Below are 21,640 nucleotides of genomic sequence, written 5' to 3'. Positions count from 1 at the left end.
GTGACAGCTGTGACTGTCCGGCCCCTGCGGCCGCGTGACAGATTCGGTCCGTCAGCAGGTCGGAGAGCAGCCGAAGGAGAGCGCGTGAACAAGGGGTATGCCGTGTTCTGCGACGCGGATCGGCACTTCTACGACGCGCCGCACCGGATGAGCGCCGAGGCGCAGGGCGGCAGGGGCGCCCTGTACACGGCGGCCACGCTTCCGGTGCCCGAGGGCTGGCAGCGGCACCGGTCGGGGGACTGGCTCGCGCTGCGGCCCGTGGAGAGCCGGCTGCCCTACCAGGGCTGGAAGATCCACGTGTCGGCCACGCTGGACAACGCGGAGTCGGTCCTTGAGCAGGTCATGGCGTACTGCGTGCCGCGCTCCATCGCCTTCAAGTTCGTACCGAGCCGGTACCTGCTGCACAACCGCAACGCCAAGTACGCGGACCGCGCGGCCAGCGGCAAGTTCATCACCGTCTATCCGGCCGACGACGAGGAGTGCCGTACCGTCGCCGCCGACCTGGACGCGGCCCTTGCCGGATCGCAGGGGCCGTACGTCCTGAGCGACCTGCGCTGGGGCGCGGGTCCGGTGTACCTGCGGTACGGCAGCTTCACCCTGCGGAACTGCTACGACGAGAACGGCGAACTGCAGCCGGCCCTGGAGAACGCCGAGGGGGTGCTCGTGCCCGACGTGCGCGGGCCCGCCTTCCGCATACCGGAGTGGATCGAGGCGCCCGAGTGGCTGCGGCCGCACCTGGACGCGCGGGCCGCCGCGACCGTCGCGGACCTGCCGTACGTGATCGAGCAGGCGCTGCACTTCTCCAACGGCGGCGGGGTGTACGTCGGGAAGGACCGCAGGACCGGGGCCAAGGTGGTCCTCAAGGAGGCCAGGCCGCACGCGGGGCTCGCGGCCGACGGGGCGGACGCGGTGGCCCGGCTGAAGCGCGAACAGGACGCGCTGGAGCGGCTGTCCGGGCTCGGCTGCACGCCCGAGGTGCTGGACTCCTTCGTGCTGGGCGACCACCACTTCCTGGTCCTGGAGTTCGTCGAGGGCAAGCCGCTCAACTCCTTCTTCGCCCGCCGCCATCCGCTGATCGAGGCCGATCCGGGGCCCGAGCGGCTCGCCGAGTACACGGCGTGGGCGCTGCGCATCCACGCGCTGGTGACGGAGGCGGTGGCCGCGGTCCACTCGCGCGGGGTGGTCTTCAACGACCTGCACCTGTTCAACATCATGGTGTCCGAGGACGAGTCGTCCGTGGTGCTGCTCGACTTCGAGGCCGCCGCGCCGGCCGTCGAGAACCGGCGGCAGACCGTCGCCAACCCGGCGTTCGTGGCACCCGCCGACCGGCGCGGCTTCGACGTCGACCGGTACGCGCTGGCCTGTCTGCGGCTCTCTCTGTTCATACCGCTGACCAGCCTGCTCGTACTGGACCGTGCGAAGTCGGCCCATCTGGCCACGATCGCGGCCCGGCAGTTCCCGGTCGCGGAATCCTTTCTGCGGGAGGCGGTCGAGGAGATACTGCGCGATCCGTCGGCGGAACGGCCCGTCCCCGGCTCGTACGCGAAGGCAGGCGCGGAACCGTATCTCCCCGTCGCCCCCGGCGACTGGCCGGACAGCCGCGACTCCCTCGCGGGCGCGATCCTGGCCTCTGCGACGCCCGGCCGCGAGGACCGGTGTTTCCCCGGCGACATCGCCCAGTTCGCCACCGCCGGCGGCGGCCAGAGCTTCGGGTACGGCACGGCCGGGGTGCTGTACGCGCTGGCCGAGAGCGGTGCCGGTCGCTCCGCGGCGGGCGAGGAGTGGCTGCTGGCCCGTACGAAAGAGCCGGAGTCCGGTACTCCGCTCGGCTTCTACGACGGCCTGGCGGGCGTCGCCTGGACGCTGGACCGGCTCGGCCACCGCGCCCGCGCCCTGGAACTGGCCGAACTCGCCCTCGCCCAGCCGTGGGAGGTCCTCTCCCCCGATCTGCACAGCGGCCTTGCCGGCCTCGGCCTCGCTCTCGACGCGCTCGGCACGGCGACCGGCGAGCGCGCCCTGCACGACGCGGCGCTGCGCTGCGCCGACCTGATCGCCCGGCCGCACGACGGCACACCCGGCGGGAAGGCGCAGCGCGCCGGGCTCCTGTACGGGGCTTCCGGGCGCGCCCTCCTCTTCCTGCGGCTGTACGAACGCACCGACGACGCCGCCCTGCTCGATCTGGCCGCCGACGCGCTGCGCCGTGACCTCGGCCGGTGCGTGCGCAGTGCGAGCGGCACCCTCCAGGTCGACGAGGGCTGGCGCACGATGCCGTACCTCGGAGCGGGCAGCGTCGGCATCGGGATGGTCCTCGACGACCTCCTCGCGCACCGCCCCGACCCCGGCGGCCGGGACGGCGACTTCGAGCGGGCGCGCCGGGACATCGTGGCCGCCGCGCAGGCCACCTTCTACGCGCAGCCCGGACTGTTCCGGGGCGCCGCCGGCATGGTGCTCCACCTGAGCCGCACGACGACCGGCGGACCCGGCACCCGGCCCGCCGACGTACGGCGCCAGATCGACGCGCTCGCCTGGCACGCCGTGCCCCACCAGGGCCGGCTCGCCTTCCCCGGCGAGCAGATGATGCGCCTTTCCATGGACCTGGCGACCGGCACCGCCGGTTGCCTGCTGGCACTCGCCGCCGCCTCCGGTCTGCCGACCGTCGAGGACCGGCCCGCGCAGCTGCCCTTCCTGCCGCCGCTCCGGCGGCCCACGAACCGGTCCCGTCAAGGGGCCGTACCGCAAGAACACCGTCCCCAATGAGAGGAAACACCATGAGCATTCTCGACCTGCAGTCGCTGGAAACCCCGAAGGAAGAGGCCACGGGCGGCGGCGGTGGCGGCAGCCGCGCGAGCCTGCTGCTCTGTGGCGACAGCAGCCTGAGCCTCACCACCTGTAACTGACGCAGGCTCGTCAGTAGTGCGGGCCCCGGGCGGAACACCTCGCCCGGGGCCTGCACTACGTGGGGCTCGGAGCACGTGGGGCTCGGAGCACGCAGGGCCCGGCACCGCGTAGAGCCCGGACCACGCAGGGCCCGGACCACGTAGAGCCCGGACCACGCAGGGCCCGGACCACGCAGCGCCCGGACCACACGCACATACGTACGTACGAGGGAGTGGGACGCCGCCCGTGACGACCCTGACACGCAAGCACCTGTCCTCCCCTGCCGACCGGCTGCTGCTGGCCGTGGCCCGGCGCAACAAGGGGCGCGCGGCAGGTGTGTTCACCGCTTCCGCGCTCTCCGCCGGGGCGGCCGTCGCGCTGCCCGCCGTCGTCGGGCGCACCCTGGACCTGCTGCTCTCGCGCGACCCCGCGGCCACGGACTGGCTCGTGCTCTGTGCCGTTCTGGTGTGCGCCGAGGTGCTGCTGGAAGCCGCCGAAGCCCTCTTCACCGGGACCGCGCAGGCCCGGTCGACCGCGTGGCTGCGGGGCCTCGGCATGGCGCGGCTGCTCGGTTCGGCCCCCAGGGACGCCGCCCGCTTCTCCCCCGGCGACACCGCCACCCGGCTGTCGGCCAACGCGACCGAGGCCGGTGCCGCACCGGGTGCCGCGGCCGGTCTGGCCGCGGCGCTGATCGCCCCGGTCGGCGGTCTCGTCGCGCTGGCCCTCGTCGATCCCTGGTGCGCGCTGGCGTTCGCGGCGGGCCTGCCCCTGCTGCTGCTGGTGCTGCGTGCCTTCGCCGTCGGGTCGTCCGACAGCATCGCCCGCTACCAGCAGGTCCAGTCCACCCTCGCGTCGCTGCTGACCGAGGCGCTGGCCGGGGCGCGCAGTATCGCCGCCGCGGGCACCGTGGACCGCGAGCGCGCCCGAATCCTGGCTCCGCTGCCCGAACTGGGCGTCCAGGGACGCCGGATGTGGGTCGTGCACGGTCGCGCCGTGGCGCGCAGCGGTGTCCTGCTCCCGCTCCTGACGACCGCCGTCGTGCTGGTCGGCGGCCTGGGCGTGGTCGCCGGGCGGATGACCGTCGGCGAGCTCCTCGCCGCGTCCCGGTACGCGGCGCTCGCCGCCGGGGTCGGAGCGGTGGCGGGCCTCCTCGGCACGCTGGTGCGCAGCCGCAGCGCCGCCCACCGGGTGGCCGAGGTACTGGCGCTGCCCGGCCTCGCGCACGGTGCGTACGGGCTTCCGCCCGGCGGCCCCGGCACCCTCGAACTGCGCGGGGTCGATGTCGTGCAGGACGGAAAGTTCCTGCTGCGCGGGGTGTCGCTGGTGCTCCCCGGCGGTACGACCACGGCCGTGGTCGGCCGCAGCGGGGCGGGCAAGTCGACCCTGGCCGCGGTCGCGGGGCGGCTGTGCGACCCGGACGCGGGGACCGTACTGCTGGACGGAGTGCCGCTGCGTGACGTCGGGGCGCGGGAGTTGCGCCGCGAGGTGGGGTACGCGTTCGAGCGCCCGGCACTCTTCGGGGACACCCTCGGGGACGCACTCGCCTCGGGTGCGCGCACGGCGTCGCCCGCCGAGGTGCGGGCGGCGGCCGGAGCGGCGGGCGCCGACGACTTCGTACGGCTGCTGCCGCAGGGGTACGACACCGCGCCGGGCGACGCGCCGTTGTCCGGCGGGGAGTTCCAACGCCTGGGCCTGGCAAGGGCGTTCGCGCACGCGGGCCGGCTCCTCGTACTCGACGACGCGACCTCCAGCCTGGACACGGCAACAGAGCGTCGCGTCGAGGAGGCACTCGCCCGCGACGTCGGCCCCGGCACCCGTCTGTGCGTCGCGCACCGGCTGTCCTCGGCCGTCCGCGCGGATCTGGTCGTCTGGCTGGACGAGGGGCGGGTACGGGCGGTGGGACCGCACCGGCAACTGTGGCAACAGCGGTCCTACCGCTCGGTCTTCGCCGCCGCCGAGGGCGGACCGGAGGGCCGGGAATGAGCGCAGGGAAGGCCGCCGGACACGGTCGAAATGGTTCCGCCCGCGCCGGGCTGCGGCGGGACGGAAGACGATTCTTCGCCCGGCGGAAGGCGGTGCTGGTACGGATCACCGCGTGGTCGCTGGTGGAGTCGGCGCAGACGTTCCTTGGCGGCTACTGCCTCGCGCAGGCCCTCGACCGTGGCTTCCTGGCGGGGAAGCCGGGCACGGGCACGGCATGGCTGTCTCTCGCCGCGCTCGCGATCCTCGCTGGCGGACCGGTCGCCCGCGGCGTCTTCACCCAACTGGCAGCCCTGGTCGAGCCGTTCAGAGACGCACTGGTACGACGCGCGGTGGACCAGGCCCTGCACGGGGCCGTGACCGGCCGGGACGGGGCGGGGCCCAGCCGGGGTGCCAACGGGTCCGGCAGCGCGGTCTCGCGGGTCGCCCAACAGAGCGAGATCGCCCGGGACAGCTTCGCCGGGCTGGTGCTCACGGCGCGGTCGTTCGTGTTCACGGCGGTGGGCGCGCTCGCCGGACTGTTCGCGCTGGCACCGGAGTTGCTGGTGGTCACGACCCCGCCCCTGGTGCTGGGGATCGGTCTCTTCCTGGCGACGCTGCGACCGATGGCCGCCGCGCAGCGGGCCTTTCTGGACGCGGAGGAGGAGTTCACCGACCGTACACGCGCGGCGGGTGCCGGCCTGCGCGACGTGGTGGCCTGCGGAGTACAGGCCGAGGTGGGCATGCGCACCGCGGCGGCGGCGCGGGCCGCGGAACGTGCGTCGGGGGTACTGGCACGCTGGTCCGCGGTGCGGGTACTCGCGCTCGGAGTAGCTGGCCAACTCCCCCCAGTGCTCCTCCTGTTGGCCGTCCCGTGGCTACTGGACCGAGGCCTCACCGCGGGCGCACTGACGGGTGCGCTCACCTACCTCGTACAGTCGCTGCTCCCTGCCCTGCACACGCTGATGACGGCCCTGGGCGCGGCGGGCACCCGACTACTGGTGGTCCTGGACAGGTTCACGCACGCCGGAGAGCCGGACGGGCCCCCTGCCGGGGATGCAGACAGCCGGAGCGGAACAACGGGCGACACCCGCGACCCGAGCGACGTGGCGGTCGACGCCGGCGACCCAAGCAGCACGGCCAACGGCGCGCGTGCCGTGAGCGACGCGGCGAACAACGCAGGCACCCCGATCGCCGTGGCTGCCGGCGCCGGCCACCCGAGCAACGTGGCCAGCGGCACCGGCTGCCCTAGCCGCGCGGCCGACCGCGCAGTCAGGCCGAGCGGCGTGGTCGACGGCACCGGCGGCTCCGGCGGCACCGGCGGCACCCGCAGTCCGAGCTGCACCGCCCACGATGCAGGCAGCCCGCGCCGCGTGGCCGATGGTGCTGGTGGCCCCGCAGTGGTGCCGTCTCCTCGGTCGGCTCTGCCCGTCCGCCCGGCCCTCCGGCCGGCCCCGGCGGCCCCGCCGCGCGCGGTGGCCGGTGTCGAGGCGTCTCCCGCCGCCGAGTTGCGCGGTGTCAGCCTTGCGTACGGGCCCGGCGCCCGGCCCGTACTGGACGGCCTCCATCTGACCATCGGGCCCCGGGAGCACCTCGCGGTGGTGGGGCCCAGTGGCATCGGCAAGTCCACGCTGACCAACGTCCTCGCGGGGCTGCTGCCCCCCGACCGGGGCTCCGTCCTCCTCGGCGGCCGGTGCGTCCGGGGGCGTACCCCTGCGGCGCTGGCGCGGCTGCGTGCGCTCGTACCCCAAGAGGCGTACGTCTTCACCGCGAGCGTCCGCGACAACCTCGCCCACCTCCGCCCCGGCGTGAGCGACGCCGAGGTCACGGAGGCGGCCGCCGCGCTGCACCTGGGGCCCTTGATCGCCCGGCTCGGCGGCCTGGACGCCCTCCTCGCCCCCGGCGAACTCTCTCAAGGGGAAAGGCAGTTGCTGACCCTTGCCCGTGCCCATCTGTCGCCCGCCCCGCTCCTCGTACTGGACGAGGCGACCTGCCACCTGGACCAGGAGTCGGAGGACCGGGTCGAACGGGCCCTGGCCGCACGGCCGGGGGCGCTGGTCGTGGTGGCGCACCGGATGTCCTCCGCACTGCGCGCGGACCGGGTGCTCGTACTGGACGGCATCCGGGCGGACTGCGGGACGCACGCGGAACTGCTGGAACGCTCCGCCCTCTACCGGGACCTGACGGGCCACTGGCACGACAGCGGGACGCACCGGGCCACCGCCACCGACGGCACGGCGGCGGCGTCCTGAACGGGCCGGCGCCCCCGGCAGCCCCGCTCACACCCAGCCCGCGCCGTGCGCGATGCGTATCGCGTCGACCCGGTTGCGGGCGCCGGTCTTGCGGATGGACGCCGCCAGGTAATTGCGCACGGTTCCCCGGGACAGGTGCAGAGCCAGCGCGATCTCGCCGACGCAGGCGCCTTCGGCGGCGATGGACAGCACGGTCAACTCCCGCGGGGTCAGGGGAATCTCCGTGGCGCGCAGGAGACCGACGGCCAGTGACGCGTCGACGTACCGCTCTCCTTTCGCGACCGCGTGGATTCCCTCGACTAATCGCCCCGGCGAGCCCTCCTTGTCGACGTACCCGAGCGCACCCGCGTCGAAGGCACGGCGCAGCACACCGGGCCGGTGGGCGGTGGCCAGCACCAGTAACCCGGCGCCTCCCGTCCCGCCGGGACAACCGGGCCGGCCCGGCACGAGGTCCCCCGACGCCAGGTCCTCCGCATCGGCCACCCGGACCTCGGCCGGGTCCGGGCCCTCCACGACGGGCCCCGACGGACAGCACGACACGTCGAGGTCCGCTTCGACACGCAGCAGAGCCACCAGGGCGGAGCGGAAGAGACCTGCCCCGTGGGCGACTTGGACATGTATCACGCTGCACTCCTTCAACAGGGGACCCGGAGAGCTCCTCCACACCAGGGAGGCTCCGGGACCCCAGGGGGTTTCGGGTGGATACCGCAACACCAGTTCCCATGAAGCGGAGGAAGGAACGCTCTGCCACCCACCGCGGGAAGCACAGGGGGCTCATTGCCCCTTACCGTGCGCCATCATGCGCCCCAGACAGGTGTACGAAGAAGTGGGAGGCGACCGGCTTCACGATCGTCGACCTCGGCACACAGAAGGACGCAAACGACGCGCTCTGACACTGGGAGCGGGCCGAGCGGGTGAGCGGGCCGAGCGGGTGAGCGGGTGAGCGGGTGAGCGGCCGACCGGGCCGCAAGTCCCGCCCGCTCGGGCCCAACGGTCCGTCCGGATCGCGGCCCGCGTCACTAGCGTGGACATCATGGATCAACAGCGCATTCTGGACCTCGACCGTGAGCAGCTCGCCGCCCTGCGCGGCAGCGCCCTGACCCGTGCGGTGGCCGCCGCCGAAGGCCGGACGATGATCGCCGAGGTCTTCGCCGAACGCGCCGCACTCTCCCCGCACCCCGACGGGCGCGGGGTGCACAACGCGGAGCTGATGGCCGCGTTCGGTGCGGACATCGTCATCCTCAACCTGATCGAGCGGGCCTGGGACGGCGAGCGGCTCACGCTCCCCGGCCTCGGCACGTTCCGTTCGTTCGCCGACCTGGCCGGCGCGATCGGCTGCCCGGTCGGCGTCAACCTGGAGCCCGGCGACGTACCGGAGATCCGGCGGGCGGCGCCCGAGCACGCGAAGCGGCTCGTCGACATGGGTGCGGCGCTGCTGTGCATCACCGCGAACCCGGGGACGGGCGGCTCGTACGACGCGATGGCGCGCGTCACCGGGGAGGTGCGGGCGGGAGTGGGCGCGGACGCGGCCGTGTGGTCGGGGAAGATGCACCACGCCGGGCACCCGGAGCGGGTCACCACCGCCCGCCTGACCGCACTGGTCGACGCGGGCGCGGACGGCGTGGTCATGCCGCTCCCCGGCACGCTGCCCGGGGTGACCAGGGAGCTGGCCGCCGAGGCGGTGGCGGCGGTGCAGGACGCCGGGGCCGTCGTCATGGGCGCGATCGGCACCAGCCAGGAGGGCGCGCACGTCAATGTGGTGCCGCAGCTCGCCCTCAACGCGAAGGAGGCGGGCTTCGACGCACACCACTTCGGCGACTCGTACATCCCGGGAATGTGCGACCCGGAGGTCATGGACGCCTACTCGGTGGCGATCCGCGGCCGGCGGCACACCTGGAACAGGATGGCGCTGTCGGGGCGCCGGGCCGTCTGATCCGCCTTCTCGATCACACAGAGCCCGGCTCGGGCGCTACTTGCCCAACTCCTCTGCCCTGGCCGCGCGTCGGGCGTACACCTCGTCCTGGGACTCGGCCATCTCACGGAGGGCCGTCTTCCGTTCCCGCTGGGCGAGCCGGTCCAGATAGAGGTGGCCGTGCAGATGGTCCGTCTCGTGCTGCAGGCACCGGGCGAAGTAGCCCCTGCCCTCGATCACCAGGGGGTTGCCGTCCTTGTCACTGCCTCGTACGACAGCGCGGTCCGGGCGGGACACCACACGGTAGGGCCCGGGAACGGACAGGCACCCTTCCGGTTCGTCGACCAGCCTGCGGTCCTCGGCCGGCACGTCGTCCAGGACGGGGTTGGCGATGTGCCCGACGTGCCGCACTCCCCACTCGTCCGTGATGTCCCACACGAACAGCTGCAGGTCCACGTCGATCTGGTTGGCGGCGAGTCCCGCGCCGTCCGCCACCTGGTTCGTGGCGAACATGTCGTCGATGAGCCGCGAGAGTTCCGGCGTCCCGAACCGGGTGACCTCCCGGCACCGGCGCCGCAGGATCTCTTCGCCGACGACGGTGATGCGGCGCACCGTACCCCGCTCGACCTCGGGCGCGAACCTCGGGAAGGAATCGACGAGTTCACCCTGCACGCGTACAGCCATGGCCTGCTCACACCTTCTACTTGACCGAATGCTTTGCAAAGTAGCACCCTTTGCAAATGAGCGACGAGAGTACCCCTGCAGCTGTCCCCGAAGCTCCCTCCGCAACTGCCCAAGGGGCCTTCACGGGAGCGCCTTTGCACCGCGCCCGGCGACTTCTCCCGGACCATCCCGTGCGCGTGGCCCTGCTGGACCTGCTCGCCGAGGTCGGCACCGTCACGTCCACAGAGGCGGCCGCCCGTCTCGGCCACAGCTCGGGTCTCTGCTCGTTCCACCTGCGTCAGCTCGCCCGGCACGGCCTCATCGAGGAAGTGCCGCACACGGGCGGGCGGGCACGGCCGTGGCGGCTCCGCTGGGAGTCGTCCGGGGGGCCCGGCCAGGAAGCGGCGGCCGGTTTCAGCGCGCTCGCCCGGGGTCTTGAGGACGAGAGTTACCGGCACTGGCTGACCCACAGGGACCAGGCTCCGGCCGAGTGGCAGCAGGACGAGTCCTTCTCCGCCGTGGTCCACCTCACCCCGGCGGAGACGGCCGAACTCGCCGCCTCCGTCCGCCTCCTGCTGGCCGGCTACCGCGAACGGGACCGCCTGCCCGGCACGCGCCCCGCGGGAGCCGTGCCCGTGGCCGCGGTCGCCAGGCTGTTCCCCCTGCTGCCCGAGAACCCCGCACACCGATGAGCGAGCAGACGAGCGGGCAGACGAGCGAGAGCCTGACCGTGGGGCGGACCGCGGCCCTCGTCGGGGTCAGTGTGAAAACGCTGCACCACTGGGACGCGATCGGTCTGGTGCTGCCGAGCGGGCGCACTCCCGCCGGGTACCGGGTGTACTCGGGCGAGGACGTCGCCCGCCTGCACCGGGTGCTCGTGTACCGGGAACTCGGGCTGCCCCTCACCGAGATCGGCCGCATCCTCGACGACCCGGCCACCCCGGTCCGCCACCATCTGCGCAGACAGCGCTCGGAGCTGCTTGACCGGATCTCCCGGCTGCAGGAGATGGTCGGCGCCGTCGACAGCATGCTGGAGGCCTCGCGCACCGGTATGCGGTTGACCATCCAGGAACAGGCCGAGCTCTTCGGCGACGACTGGCAGCCCGGATGGGTCGAGGAGGCGGAGGAGCGCTGGGGCGACACCGCGCAGTGGGCGCAGTACGCGGAGCGCGCCGCCGGGATGACACCGCAGGACTGGCAGCGGGTCGCGGCGTCGACCGAGGCCCTGGAGGCCGACCTCGCCGCTGCCGGGCGCGCCGGTGTCGCCCCCGGGTCCGACCCCGCGAACGCCCTCGCCGAACGGCACCGCGCGCAGCTCTCCACGTACTTCGACTGCACTCATTCGATGCATGTGTGCATCGGCCGGAGGTTCGTCGACGAGCCCGGGTACTCGGACCACTACGACGGGCTCGCGCCGGGACTGACCGGCTGGCTGCGCGACGTGATCTTCGCGAACGCCGAGGCCCACGGCGTGACCCCGGAGTCCGCTGTCTGGGAATGAGCTGTCTGGGAGTGAACTGTCTGGGAGTGAGCTCGCCGGCCCGGCCTCTCCACAGCCGCACCCTCACCGACCCGCCGCACCCCTGATGACCTGCGGAGACGTAGCGACCTCAGGCCGGGTTGCAGGCCAGGTGCACCACGTCCGGCGCACCCCGCGCCACCACCACTTCCTCGGTCCGCACGGCCTCGAACCCGGCGTCCCGCAGCGCCTGTTCGAAACGCGCCGAGGGCTGCGCGGACCACACGGCGAGGACGCCGCCGGGGTTCAGCCGGGCGCGGCAGGCGGCGAGGCCGACGGGGGCGTAGAGACTGCGGTTGTCGTCCGTGACGGTCCAGTCGGGCCCGTTGTCGATGTCCAGACACAGCACGTCGTACGTCGGCGCCCCGTACGCCTCCCGCACGGGCGCGCACAGATGGGCCACCAGGTCCGTACACAGCACGGACACCCGCGGATCGGCCAGCGCGGCACCGGAAATGCCGCCCAGCGGCCCGGCTCTGTGCCAGTCGACGATCGCCTCTTCCCGCTCGACGACGGTGATCGCTCCCCAGTGCTCCTGCGCGGCGGCGTGCGCGAGGGAGAATCCGACGCCGAGTCCGCCGATCAGCAGCGAGGGCCGCCCCGGCCCGTGCACACCGGCGGCCGCGTGAGCGGCATGGGCGGCGTCGACGAGCAACCGCTCGGAACGGCCGTCCGAAGTGTCCATCAGGAAGCAGCCGTTCACGATGATCTCGTACGTCGCCTCTCCACGCCGGCGCAGCACGACCTCACCGTGCGCACCTTCCCGGCGGTCGAGCGGAACGGGAGCTTCAGTGGGGGCTGACATGAGCAACTCCTCTCCGTGACCGAACGGCCCGGTCACTCACCGGCTCAACGACGCCCCGCCGCAAGGGGTTCCAGTACGCCTTCCCGGGCCGCCCCCGCCCCTTCCGCCCAGCGCGCCACCGGCCCCATGGCGTACGACACCACCAGGAACAGCACACCGAGGAGCACCCACCCCAGCACCCCCGCCCCCATCAGCAGCGTGGTGAGCACGAGCGGGCCGAGGGTGCGGGCCACGGGCACCCCGGTGCCGAAGAAGCCCTGGTACTCGCCGGTCCGGCCGGGCGGTGCGAAGTCGAAGCCGAGCTGCCAGGAGCCGGCCGACTGGAGCATCTCGGCGACGACCAGGAGCACGGAGCCGGCCAGCAGGGCGGCGAGCGCGACCCCTGTCGGGGCTGCGCCGGACAGGGCGAAGACCGCGCACGTGGCGAGCATGAGCGCCCCCGAGCGGCGCAGCGCGCGGACGGCCGTGGCCGGGTCGCGGACCGTGCGGGCGGTACGGACCTGGAAGAGCATCACCGCACCCGTATTGAGGACGAACAGCGCGGAGACCAACCAGGCGGGGGCCTGCGTGCGTTCGGTGATCCACAGCGGCAGGCCGAGGCTGAGCAGCGGCATCCGCAGCAGCAGCACCGTATTGAGGAGCGTGAGGACGGTGTACGGGCGGTCCCGCAGCACTTCGAGCTTCGCACCCGGCAGCGCGGGGGCCGGGGGCACGGCGGGCAGCCGGAGCAGGACGAGGGCGCAGAGCAGGAAGCTGAGGGCGTCGACGGCGAAGACCGCCTGGTAGGCGGTACGGGTGCCTGCGGCGAGGGCGAGTCCGCCGAGTGCGGCGCCGAGCGCCAGGCCGGCGTTGAGCGTCGACTGGAGGTGGGCGAGGGCGCCGGTGCGCTCCTCCTTGGCGACCAGTCCCGCCAGAAGCGCCTGCCGGGCGGCGGCGAGGCCGGACTGTGCGGTGGCGTAGAGGCAGGCGGCCGCGACGAACGGCAGGAAGTCCCGTACGACGAGGAACGACGCGACGGCGGCCGCGGTCGCCAGCGCGAGCAGCACCGCCGTGCCGCGCGGCCCGCGCCGGTCCGCGAGCCGCCCGAGCGGCACCCCGACGACCGAGCCGACCGCCCAGGCCACGGCGAGCCCGAGGCCGATCCGGGCGGGGGCGAGGCCGACGACCTGGGTGAAGTAGAGGGCGGAGGTGACGTAGAACGCGCCGTCGCCGACGGAATTGCTCAACTGGGCGAGGGAGAGGGTCCGTTGGGGCCCGGCGGGCGGCAGAAGGTTCGACATGCCCTCGACAGTAGGCGGCCACTGGCCCTCCTCACTGGGACAATCAAGGGCCATTCCAGTGGGCCACTTCACGCATGGAACGGCCACCGCCCCGCCCGGCCAACGATCACCGTCCCGCCCGGCCAAAGACCCCTGAGCACCGGAAACGGACCGCCTGCAGAGCCCCCTGCATGATCAAAACATCCGAGGGTTAGCATATGAGCGCCGCCTAGCTCGAAAGAGAAGCCCTGTGACTGTCAACGACGACTCGTTCACCAACTGGAAGAACCGCGAGGAAATCGCGGAGTCGATGATCCCCATCATCGGGAAGCTGCACCGGGAGCGTGATGTCACGGTCCTGATCCACAGCCGCTCCTTGGTGAACAAGTCGGTGGTCAGCATCCTGAAGACCCACCGATTCGCCCGCCAGATCGCCGGCGCGGAGCTCTCGATCACCGAGACGCTGCCCTTCCTCCAGGCGCTCACCACGCTCGACCTCGGCCCGTCGCAGATCGACATCGGTCTCCTGGCCGAGGCGTACCGGGCCGACGACGGCGGTCTCTCGGTGGAGGAATTCACCGCCGAGGCCGTCTCCGGCGCCACGGGCGAGAACAAGATCGAGCGCAACGAGTCCCGCGACGTCGTGCTCTACGGTTTCGGCCGCATCGGCCGCCTGCTGGCCCGGCTGCTCATCGAGAAGGCCGGCTCCGGCAACGGTCTGCGACTGCGCGCCATCGTCGTCCGCAAGGGTGCGGGCCAGGACATCGTGAAGCGCGCCTCGCTGCTGCGGCGCGACTCGATCCACGGCCAGTTCCAGGGCACGATCACCGTCGACGAGACGAACGACACGATCATCGCCAACGGCAACACGATCAAGATGATCTACTCCGACGACCCGACCAAGGTCGACTACACGGAGTACGGCATCAAGGACGCCATCCTGATCGACAACACCGGCCGCTGGCGCGACCGCGAGGGCCTCTCCAAGCACCTGCGCCCCGGCATCGCCAAGGTCGTACTGACCGCCCCGGGCAAGGGCGACGTCCCGAACATCGTGCACGGTGTCAACCACGACACGATCAAGCCGGACGAGCAGATCCTGTCCTGCGCGTCCTGCACCACGAACGCGATCGTGCCGCCGCTGAAGGCGATGGCCGACGAGTACGGCGTCCTGCGCGGCCACGTGGAGACCGTCCACTCGTTCACGAACGACCAGAACCTGCTGGACAACTACCACGGCTCCGACCGCCGCGGCCGCAGCGCCCCGCTCAACATGGTCATCACGGAGACGGGCGCCGCCTCCGCCGTCGCCAAGGCACTGCCCGACCTGGACGCCCGCATCACCGGCAGTTCGATCCGCGTCCCGGTCCCGAACGTCTCGATCGCGATCCTCAACCTGCGCCTGGCCCGCGAGACCACCCGCGAGGAGGTCGTCGACCACCTCCGCGACATCTCGCTGAACTCGCCGCTCAAGCGCCAGATCGACTTCACCAGCGCACCCGACGCGGTCTCCAGCGACTTCATCGGCTCGCGCCACTCGTCGATCATCGACGCGGGCGCGCTCAAGGTCGAGGGCGACGACGCGATCCTCTACCTCTGGTACGACAACGAGTTCGGCTACTCCTGCCAGGTCATCCGCGTGGTCCAGCACGTCTCCGGCGTCGAGTACCCGACGTACCCGGCCCCGGTGGTCTGACCTCAGATCCGCAGTTCCCCTGACCACGGCTACGTTCGGCAGCGGTCCTCCGGGGCTCCTTCGATCGCCGCGATTGTGCACCGCCCGCTCTCCGTACCGTCTCCAGCACGGCGGTACGGAGAGCGGGCGGTACCCGTTTGCACGTGCTCCATTGATCAGAAATGGTTCGTGAGGACGCGGCCCCTGGTCGGGGACTGATCGGTGCCCCAACAGAGCGCCCGGCAAACGGAATTGCGCTTTGCCGAGCGGGGCTGGATCACCATGGGGCACGCTGGGCACAGAGCCTCCCGCCGGGAGGCCGGGAGGGAGCTGCGCACATGGCATATCTCGTGGAACTTCCGCTCAGCAGGCCCGGCGGACAGCCGGGGGAGACGGTCAAAGTGGCGATCGAGGAGCAGCCGGGGGACGGTCTGGTCCAGGTCGCCCGGCCCGGTCAGGTGGTGGCACGCGCCACCCGCTCCCTGGGTGAACTGCTCTCCGGCGTACGGCCGGTGGCCGAGAACTTCGTGGACACCTTCAGCGGGATGGCGCGTGGACCCGATGAGATCACCCTTGAGTTCGGACTCTCGTTGTCCGCCGAGGCCGATGTGGTGATCAGCAGCACCTCGGCCCAGGCCAACTTCGCAGTACGGCTGACGTGGGACCGCCGTGCTCCGCAAGACGGGGCACCGGACGGGCCTCCCGGCGCCCCCGGCGGACAAGTGAGGGTGCCGACGCCCGTCGCCCCCGCGTGAACGTCGCCGGTCGGCAGGCGGACAGTACGGGGCCGGGGCCGGCCGGGCTGACCGCTGCGCTGCTGCGGATTGTCGACGCCCACGGCAGCCCCCGCGGCGTAGGATTCCTCGTCACCGACGATCTCGCCTTCACCTGCGCCCATGTCGTCTCCGCCGCGCTCGGCCTGACGGCCGGCAGCCGGCCGCCCGCTGCGGCCGAGGTCACTGTCGACCTGCCGCTGGCCCGTGTTCCCGCAGCCCCCCAGCCCGCGGACTCCGATGCGCCTGCCGCCTCCTGCCCGCTGCCCCGGACCCAGGTGAAAGCCCGTATCGCGCATTGGGTGCCCGCGCACGACGCCGGTGCGGGAGACATCGCGGTACTGCGGCTGTTGTCGCCGTTACCGGGGGCGCGAGCGGTTCGTCTTGTCGAGGCGGGCGACCCCTGGGGGCATGCGGCGCGGGCCTTCGGGTTCCCCGTCGGGCGGCCGGGCGGTGTATGGCACTCGGGCGTGCTGCGCGACCGGCAGGCCAACGGATGGGTGCAGGCCGACCTTGCGTCAAGTGGTGGCTACCGGGTCACCGGCGGGTTCAGCGGCGGCCCCGTGTGGGACGACCAACTCGGCGGCGTGGTCGGCATGATCACCGTGGCCGAAACGGGTGATCCCCCGGCCAGCTACCTGATCCCGACCGGTACGTTGCTCGCGGCCCGGCCCGAACTGCGGGCGCTCACCCTGCCGCCGTCGCCGTTCCGGGGCCTGGCCGCCTTCCGCGAGGCCGACGTCGGCCTCTTCTACGGGCGGACGGCGGAGAGCGCGGAGCTGGTGGAGCAGGTCCTCAGTCAGCAGTGGACCTGTCTGGTCGGCCCTTCGGGCTGCGGCAAGTCCTCGCTCGCGTTGGCCGGAGCCGTACCGCAGCTGCGTGCCGAGGGTTTCGCGGTGGCGGTACTGCGGCCCTCCGCCGGGAGCAGCCCCGCCGCGGCGCTCGCCGCCGCTCTGCTGCCGTTACTGGAACCGGGCTTCTCCGAGAGCGCCCGGCTCGCCATCCTTCCGAACATCACCGCCCTCCTCACCGGCGGCACCTTGTCCGATGTCGTCGCCCGGGTCCTCCACCGCCAGGAACGCGACCGCCTGCTGATCGTCGTCGACCAGTTGGAGGAGGCGTTCGGGCCCACTACCGAGGCCGCGGACGTACTGGGCGCTCTGCTCTTCACCGACCGGCTCCCGGAACCCGTGCACGTCCTGACCACCCTGCGCGCCGACTTCCTCGAACCGGTCCTCGCCCACCCGGCGGCGGGGCCCTCCCTGCGCCGCTGCCTGTACGCACTCGGCCCGCTGGAACCCGGGCAGTTGCGGGAGGTCGTCGCGGCCCCGATCGACGCGGTACCCGGCGTCGGATACGAGTCCGGGCTCGTCGAACGCATTCTCACCGACACCGGCGACGCTCCGGGTGCCCTCCCCCTGCTCGGTTTCACTCTCGACCAGCTCTGGCTGCGGCAGACCGGCGGCCTGATCACCCACCGGGCGTACGGGCAACTCGGCGGCGTCACCGGCGCCCTCGGCCGGCACGCCGACCGGGCCTGGACCACGCGGGTGCCCGCGGCGGACGCGGCCGCGGGCCGGCGTCTGCTCACGGCACTGATCCGGGTGCCGCTCGGTTCGACCGCGGCCACCCGCCGTACGGCACTGCGCCCCGAACTCGACGACGTCCAGTGGAGCATCGCGCAACGGCTCGCGGCCACCCGGCTGTTGGTGACCGGCAACAGCCCCGAGGGAACCGAAACGGTGGAGCTCGCCCATGAAGCTCTGCTCAGCGGCTGGGAACTGCTGGCCGCTCAGGTGGCCGAGGACCGGGCGTTCCTCGTCTGGCGGGAGGCGCTCCGGCACGATCTGGACCGCTGGGAGAGCGGCGGGCGGGCCGTCGACCTGCTGCCGGGCCCCGCCGCGCTGGACACCGCCGCCCCCTGGCTGCGCGATCGGCCCGCCGACCTCAGCGCCGCGGAACGCGCCTACCTCGGCGAAGGAAGCGCGCACCAGCGCTCCCGCACCCGCAAGCGGCGCACGTTGCGGTCGGGCATCGCCGGCATCGCTGTCGTCGTGCTCGTCCTCGGTTCGCTCTTCGGCTACTACCGGCAGGTCAGTATCACCCGCTCCGAGGAGTCCTCCTCCCGCGAGCTCGCCCGGTACTCATCCGACCAGGCCGAGAGCGATCCCGTGCTGTCGGCACAACTCGCGCTTGCCGCCTACCGCAGGTCCCACACTCGCGAGGCGCGGGACGCACTGCTGCGGGCATACCTGGCGAACAGCTTCTCCGACCGCGTCCTGACCGGGCCCCAGGACGCCCCCATCGGGGCCTCGTCCACGACCAGCATCCTCACGGGCGACGCGGGTGCCATCCGGACCAGCCTCAACGGTGATGTGCTGGTCGCCAACTCCGGCGGCGGCCGGGCCACGGCCTTCACGCACGCCACCAGTGGCCGCGTACGCAGCCAGCGCATGGACGCGGGCGTGCAAGTCGCGCAGCCGCTGGTCTCCGGCGACGGAAGGAAGGCCGGGTTCCTCGCCCTGAACGGTGGCCTGATCTGGTACGACGTGCGCTCGGGCACCGAGGGGCCGCTGCTCGGGTCCACGCCGCACCGGCTGAAGCCGGTACCCGGGGCGATCGGCAAGACCGGCCTGTACGACGGCTACCGCGCGGTGATGTCGCAGGACGGCCGTTTCGCCGCCGCCCTCGGCAGGGAGGAGCTGCTCTGGTGGGACCTGAACGCCAGGGGCGGCTCCAGTGCCAGCGGCCGGGTGGCCCTCACCCACGACGTGGCCCATGACATGCAGTTCGCACCCGGCGGCGGCAGCCTGCTCATCCGGGTCTCCCGGCCGTTCGAGGCCGATTACGCCACAGGGGTGCTGGCAGTCGACCGCATCACGGGCAGGACCCGGATGGTCGTGGACGGCAAGGACATCAAGGGGGCGCAGATCTCCGGGGACGGCTCGGCCGTGGTGGCCTGTACGGAGCTCGGCAACAGCAGCAGCGACGGCGTCACCATCTGGCGGCAGCCCGTCACGGACGGGCCGACCAGGAACAGACCGCCTGGCTACACGGAGAAGGAACTCAGGTGCGACGCGATGCAGAGTGTCGACACCACAGGCCGCCACGTCGCGCTCAAGGAGAACGGCTGGACCAATCTGATCGATCTGGACCGCCGCACCATCGCGGCCAGTACGGGGCAGTCCCGCTCGGGAGCCTCGCTGAGTGCGTATCCGCTGCTCGGCACCGTCGGCGGCAGGCCCGCATTGATCGCCGTGGGGAAGAACCGCGTGGTCTACTCCCGGCTCGCCCCGCACAACCGCGTCATTCCGACCCGCACCGTGGAACTCACCGGCGACGGCAGCAAGGTGATCGTCGTGCTCTCGGACGGTTCACGTATCGGGATCGTGCCCGTCGGCGCCTCCGAGCCCACGGTCCGGGTCCACCGCCCCAAGCCGTACTGGCCGCCGAAGAGCGGCGACTTCATCACGTTGGACCGCGCGGAGAAGAATCTGGCGGAACGGGTCGGCAGCAACCGAGTCATGATCCGGACGATCGCCACGCTCCGGCCGGTGCACGAGATCACCACAGCTCCCCTGCCGACCGGCTTCAGCGGCGACCTCACCTACTTCTTCGACGGGTCGGGGAACCTGGTCACGGTCTCCGGCACGGTGATCCAGCGCTGGGAGACGGCCAGCGGAAGGCAGTTGGCACGCTACGACGCCAAAGTCCTGCATCCGTCCGGAGGACAGAGCTCACCGGGGCTGATGGTGGCGAACCACCCCGAGCCGGGCCGGGTCGCGGTCACCGTATGGGGCGAGCCGACGGTACGCGTCATCAACCTGGCCGAGGGCCGCACGGAATCCACGCTGGCCACGGGCACGGACACCAACACCGTGGCATTCGGCAAGGGCGGCCGGTACTTCGGACTGCTGCGCAGGGGCGGTGCGGTGGAGCTGTGGCGCCACGATCCGCTGAGGAAGGTGATGGGCCCCGTGGGGCTGGGGGACGACAACTCACAATTCGCGATCGCCTTCCCCAGCGAGACGTCGTTTCTCCTTGCCAGTCATGGCTTGGTACACCTCTACCGGCTCGGGGAACCAGCCAGGGAGCAGGACGTCTACAACCTCGGGTCGCCGCCCTCCAGATCCAGCCCGTACAGGTTCAAGGCCGTCTCGCGAGACGGCCGGACCGTGCTGTACACCGACGGCGGAGGCAACAGCGCCCCTCTCCGGCTGGACCCCGACGTATGGCGCCAAGCGCTGTGCAGCGCCATCGGTTACCGCGAGTTGACCGCCGAGGAGCGCGAGGGGCTGCCGGTCGAGGTGCCGGGCGAGCCTCTCTGTCCGGAGCCGGGGCCACGTACCGGAGAGCCGGATCCTGGCCGACCGGAACTGATGGGTTGAGCGATCTTGAGGACCATGACAGTGAACATCGGTACGGGGCGGGCGAGTTGATGCATACGGGATCGGCAGACACGGCGCCCGCCGAGAGCGGCGTGGGATTCGGGGACTTCTACCGGGCGCATGCGGCGCCGCTCGTCGCACTGTTGCTCCTGCGGGGCACCGACCTGGTGGAGGCGGTGCGCCTGGCCCAGGACGCGATGACCGTGGCGCGGCGCTGGACGGAGCTGCTCGGCACAAGTGCCGGGGTCGATGCTCAGGGGCTGCGGGCATGGACGCTCCGGATGGCGGCAGCCGGTGGGACGGGGGCGACCACCGCGCCGAGCCCCCTCCTGGGGGCAGGTGCCGAGAGTCTGCCCCTGCATGCACGTACCGCAGCAGTACATGCCCCGGTTGGGGAGCTGAATGAGCGTCAGCTCGACGTACTCGCCTGCAGGTTGACCGGCTGCCCACCCGGAGCGATCGGGTACGAGCTGGGGCTCTCGATGCCCAAGGTGCACCGGACTCTGCGCCATATCGGCAAGCTGCTCGGGGCGGGGCCACAAGAGGGCGAGCGGGACGACTGCTTCGTGGGTCTGCTGGCCGAGCTGGTGGCCGCACTGGATCCCGTACTCGATCTGGAGGCCGGGCTCGACCAGGTGAACGGTGAGACCGGAGCATCCACCGAACTCCCGCCGCTGATGGCGGACTTCGGACCGATCCCTGTGCCGCCGTACGGTGTGCCCCTGCTGCACACCTTCGCCGAGCCCGTCCCTTCCGGTGTACGGGCGTACGCCGCCGATCTCGCGGTGCGCGACGCTCCGTACCGTGACGCCGAACGGGAGCGGTTTCCCGTGGCGGAGCTGGCGGCGGTGCGGCTCGGGGCGGTGTTCGCCCTCCAGGTGGAGCGGTTCCGGCGGGAGTCCGAGCTGTCCGGGTTCCGTACCACCCGCGACGACTTCACGATGCCGGACGCCCATGCCTTCGCGCGGGCACTGGCGCAGGACGCCCTGCGCGCCGCACCGATGTTCGACGCCGTGAAGAACCTCGACGTACCGCGCCGGGCCGGTTTCCTGGCGAAGGGCCTCGCCCATGACGACCCTTACACGATCGAGGTGTCCTACGACGGCATCGAGCTGTCCTCCGCACTGGCCCAATTCCGGCGCGCGGCGCTGGAGTTGGCGCTCCGCGCAATGCGGCGCCCCGGTGTGGACACCCGGCACGAGGCTGAGGGGCCCCTCGCCGACACCCTGCGGAACTCCTTGCTCGACACCCACCGGATGCTCCACCAGCTCGACGCCCTGGGCTCCGACCTCTCCCTCGCCGAGTCGACCCTGCCGGACGGCTACTACGTCGACATGAACCGGGACTTCGATCTCCACCAGGCCTTCCACGCGGACCTGGCCCTTGGCATCGAGGCCGCTTTCCGGGCGGGATAGGCTCACCGGCACGCTCCCGGCGCCTTCTGATGCCTCCCCTCCAGGCACCGGCGGCCTGACGGGATCCGGGGCCGTTCCGTTCCCTCGTCGGTCCGTGGCAAATTCCACTTCCCGATCACGTCCGACGCGTCGTTCGCACCTCA

General features: G+C 72.2%; 15 protein-coding genes. 11 read left to right on the top strand and 4 right to left on the bottom strand.

Annotation, left to right across the window (positions count from 1 at the left end):
- The first annotated feature begins 84 nt into the window (after nucleotides 1-84).
- The 4 genes from lanKC (at nucleotide 85) to AB0D18_RS33195 (ending at nucleotide 7,088) form a co-directional block, all read left to right on the top strand.
- Entirely contained in the window at nucleotides 85-2,757 is a 2,673-nt protein-coding gene (lanKC, locus tag AB0D18_RS33210) for a class III lanthionine synthetase LanKC (protein WP_362427131.1), read from the top strand.
- Nucleotides 2,758-2,768: 11 nt separating this feature from the next.
- The gene (locus AB0D18_RS33205; RefSeq protein WP_362427128.1) at nucleotides 2,769-2,897 is read left to right on the top strand and encodes a SapB/AmfS family lanthipeptide; all 129 of its coding nucleotides are present in this window, start codon (nucleotides 2,769-2,771) and stop codon (nucleotides 2,895-2,897) included.
- 226 nt (nucleotides 2,898-3,123) lie between these two features.
- On the top strand, nucleotides 3,124-4,860 hold the full coding sequence (locus AB0D18_RS33200; RefSeq protein WP_362427125.1) for an ABC transporter ATP-binding protein: 1,737 nt from the start codon (nucleotides 3,124-3,126) through the stop codon (nucleotides 4,858-4,860).
- Nucleotides 4,857-7,088, top strand: a complete 2,232-nt coding sequence (locus AB0D18_RS33195; protein ID WP_362427122.1) for an ABC transporter ATP-binding protein — start codon at nucleotides 4,857-4,859, stop codon at nucleotides 7,086-7,088. The genes AB0D18_RS33200 and AB0D18_RS33195 overlap by 4 nt, the downstream gene beginning before the upstream one ends.
- Nucleotides 7,089-7,115: 27 nt before the next feature.
- On the opposite strand, the gene AB0D18_RS33190 is transcribed toward AB0D18_RS33195, so the two are convergent.
- Nucleotides 7,116-7,712 carry a response regulator transcription factor gene (locus AB0D18_RS33190; RefSeq protein WP_362427119.1) on the bottom strand — a complete coding sequence of 199 codons (597 nt, stop codon included), beginning with the start codon at nucleotides 7,710-7,712 and terminating at the stop codon, nucleotides 7,116-7,118.
- 409 nt (nucleotides 7,713-8,121) lie between these two features.
- On the opposite strand from AB0D18_RS33190, the gene AB0D18_RS33185 reads away from it, so the two are divergent.
- On the top strand, nucleotides 8,122-9,021 hold the full coding sequence (locus AB0D18_RS33185; protein ID WP_362427116.1) for a hypothetical protein: 900 nt from the start codon (nucleotides 8,122-8,124) through the stop codon (nucleotides 9,019-9,021).
- 36 nt (nucleotides 9,022-9,057) lie between these two features.
- On the opposite strand, the gene def is transcribed toward AB0D18_RS33185, so the two are convergent.
- Complete coding sequence (gene def, locus AB0D18_RS33180) at nucleotides 9,058-9,684, bottom strand: peptide deformylase (RefSeq protein ID WP_362427113.1); 627 nt, start codon at nucleotides 9,682-9,684, stop codon at nucleotides 9,058-9,060.
- Between the two features lie 56 nt (nucleotides 9,685-9,740).
- On the opposite strand from def, the gene AB0D18_RS33175 reads away from it, so the two are divergent.
- Entirely contained in the window at nucleotides 9,741-10,355 is a 615-nt protein-coding gene (locus AB0D18_RS33175; RefSeq protein ID WP_362427111.1) for a helix-turn-helix domain-containing protein, read from the top strand.
- Nucleotides 10,352-11,164 (top strand): MerR family transcriptional regulator, encoded by an 813-nt coding sequence (locus AB0D18_RS33170; protein WP_362427108.1) that lies wholly within the window; start codon nucleotides 10,352-10,354, stop codon nucleotides 11,162-11,164. Before AB0D18_RS33175 ends, AB0D18_RS33170 begins: the two co-directional genes overlap by 4 nt.
- Nucleotides 11,165-11,273: 109 nt before the next feature.
- On the opposite strand, the gene AB0D18_RS33165 is transcribed toward AB0D18_RS33170, so the two are convergent.
- Nucleotides 11,274-11,987 carry a spermidine synthase gene (locus tag AB0D18_RS33165; protein WP_362427105.1) on the bottom strand — a complete coding sequence of 238 codons (714 nt, stop codon included), beginning with the start codon at nucleotides 11,985-11,987 and terminating at the stop codon, nucleotides 11,274-11,276.
- A 44-nt stretch (nucleotides 11,988-12,031) separates the two neighbouring features.
- The gene (locus AB0D18_RS33160; RefSeq protein ID WP_362427102.1) at nucleotides 12,032-13,267 is read right to left on the bottom strand and encodes an MFS transporter; all 1,236 of its coding nucleotides are present in this window, start codon (nucleotides 13,265-13,267) and stop codon (nucleotides 12,032-12,034) included.
- A gap of 229 nt (nucleotides 13,268-13,496) precedes the next feature.
- Between AB0D18_RS33160 and AB0D18_RS33155 the strand changes: the two genes are divergently transcribed.
- The 4 genes from AB0D18_RS33155 to AB0D18_RS33140 all read left to right on the top strand — a co-directional run bounded on the left by AB0D18_RS33155 (nucleotide 13,497) and on the right by AB0D18_RS33140 (nucleotide 21,497).
- A complete protein-coding gene (locus AB0D18_RS33155) occupies nucleotides 13,497-14,942 on the top strand; it encodes a glyceraldehyde-3-phosphate dehydrogenase (RefSeq protein WP_362427099.1) in 1,446 nt (481 codons plus the stop codon).
- Between the two features lie 317 nt (nucleotides 14,943-15,259).
- Nucleotides 15,260-15,676 (top strand): CU044_2847 family protein, encoded by a 417-nt coding sequence (locus AB0D18_RS33150; protein WP_362427096.1) that lies wholly within the window; start codon nucleotides 15,260-15,262, stop codon nucleotides 15,674-15,676.
- Nucleotides 15,673-20,082, top strand: coding sequence for a trypsin-like peptidase domain-containing protein (locus AB0D18_RS33145; RefSeq protein ID WP_362427093.1), 4,410 nt, complete (start codon nucleotides 15,673-15,675; stop codon nucleotides 20,080-20,082). Before AB0D18_RS33150 ends, AB0D18_RS33145 begins: the two co-directional genes overlap by 4 nt.
- Entirely contained in the window at nucleotides 20,079-21,497 is a 1,419-nt protein-coding gene (locus tag AB0D18_RS33140) for a hypothetical protein (RefSeq protein ID WP_362427090.1), read from the top strand. Before AB0D18_RS33145 ends, AB0D18_RS33140 begins: the two co-directional genes overlap by 4 nt.
- The last annotated feature ends 143 nt before the right edge of the window (nucleotides 21,498-21,640 follow it).

The organism is Streptomyces sp. NPDC048442, assembly GCF_040651475.1.
Classification (GTDB): Bacteria; Actinomycetota; Actinomycetes; order Streptomycetales; family Streptomycetaceae; genus Streptomyces.
This window is presented reverse-complemented; position numbering and strand designations above follow the sequence as displayed.